At 70.2% G+C, this 1,591-nt stretch carries 2 protein-coding genes and 1 pseudogene; all 3 read left to right on the plus strand.

Features of this window, described 5'->3' with window-relative positions; all coding sequences use genetic code 11:
* A pseudogene (locus tag WYM_RS22060) lies at positions 1-422 on the plus strand (aminomethyl transferase family protein); the annotation flags it as partial.
* Between the two features lie 120 nt (positions 423-542).
* Positions 543-1,124 (plus strand): PadR family transcriptional regulator, encoded by a 582-nt coding sequence (locus WYM_RS18800; RefSeq protein ID WP_019182390.1) that lies wholly within the window; start codon positions 543-545, stop codon positions 1,122-1,124.
* A gap of 9 nt (positions 1,125-1,133) precedes the next feature.
* A partial coding sequence (locus WYM_RS21330) for a MarR family winged helix-turn-helix transcriptional regulator (RefSeq protein WP_019182391.1) occupies positions 1,134-1,591 on the plus strand: 458 nt, incomplete at its 3' end.

The raw sequence follows: 1,591 nt of genomic DNA on the forward strand, positions 1-1,591 counted from the left end.
AGCGCAAGAAGGTCACCCTCGCGTGGGATGCCGACGACCTCGGCAAGGTGTGGACGTCGCTGCTGAACGTCGACGGCCCGAACTACAAGTTCTTCGACCTGCCGCTGGCCAACTACGGCTCGGCGAACTACGACTCGGTCATCGACGCCGACGGCAACGTCGTGGGCTACTCGATGTTCACGGGATACTCGGCGAACGAGCGCCGCGGGCTCTCGCTGGCCACCGTGAACCCCGACGTTCCCGAGGGCTCTGAGCTGAAGGTCGTCTGGGGCGAGCCGAACGGCGGCAGCAGCAAGGCCTCGGTCGAGCCGCACGAGCAGACGGAGGTGCGCGTCGTGGTCAGCCCGGTGCCGTACTCGACGGTGGCGCGGCAGACCTACCAGGGCGGCTGGCGCACCGGGTACGAGCAGCCCGCCTCCTGACCCGCACCTGCCCGAAGACGTCACCGGGGCGCCGAGACCGCAGCGACAAGCCGCTGTCTCGGCGCCCGTCGGCGTCCGGCGCTGGGGCGGGTCGGTACGCTCGGGAGCGAAGGGAGACGCATGAGTCTGCGCTATGCACTGCTGGCCATCCTGCGGGTAGGCCCCCTCTCGGGCTACGACCTGCAGAAGCAGTTCCACCAGTCGGTCGGCCATGTGTGGCACGCGCCCGACTCCCAGATCTACCCCGAGCTGCGCAAGATGGAGCAGGCGGGACTGATCGAGGGCGAGGAGCAGGCCCGCGGCGAGCGCGGCACGCGGCGGATCTATCACGTGACGGATGCCGGAGACCGGGCCTTCGCGGAATGGATGGCCGCGCCGCTGGACTACCAGCGGGTGCGCGACCCCGCGCATCTGCGAGCGGCGTATCTCGAGGCCACCACACCCGACGCGGCGCGCGCCTTCCTCGAGCGTCACATCGAGGTGTGGCGCAACGAGCTCGCGCAGTGGGAGGGCGAACTCGACCACATCGACAACCTGAGCAATCCGATGCTGGTGCGCCGCCTCGCCATCACTCCCGACGAGGAGCGCGAGCGCACGATCGAGTTCAAGCGGTTCGCGTACGGCGGCCTCGTGGAGCGGGCGCGCATCGAGATCGCCTGGGCCGAGCGCGGCCTCGACCTGGTCGCTCGGCTCGACGCCTAGGCTGGGGAGGTGCCGGATCTCAGCCGTGACCCACGCGGGACCCCCGCGACGGATCGGCTCAACTACACCGCGTACCGGCTGGCCCGCGCTCTCAACCGCGCCGCTGAGAACACCGCGCTCGCGCACGGCGTGACCCTCCCCCAGTTCCTCATCCTGCAGGTGCTCGGCGAAGGCGTCCCGCTGTCGAACGCGCAGGTCGCACGCCGCACGTTCGTCAGCTCGCAGGCCGCGCACGTGGTCTCCGCCGAGCTGCTCGAGTCAGGACTCATCGAGAAGGTGGAGCACCCGACCAACCGGCGAGTGCGCCTCGTGCGGCTGAGCGAGTCGGGCTGGAACACGCTCACCGAGTGCGCGGCCGAGATCCGCGAACGCGAGGATCGTCTCGCCGAGGTCATCGGGCCCGACCTCGGCGGATCGCTGGCCGAGGTGCTCGATCGCGCCGCCGACACCCTCGCGGGCGGCTACTT

It is taken from the genome of Microbacterium yannicii PS01, assembly GCF_000304335.1.
In the GTDB taxonomy this organism is placed as follows: Bacteria; Actinomycetota; Actinomycetes; order Actinomycetales; family Microbacteriaceae; genus Microbacterium; species Microbacterium yannicii_A.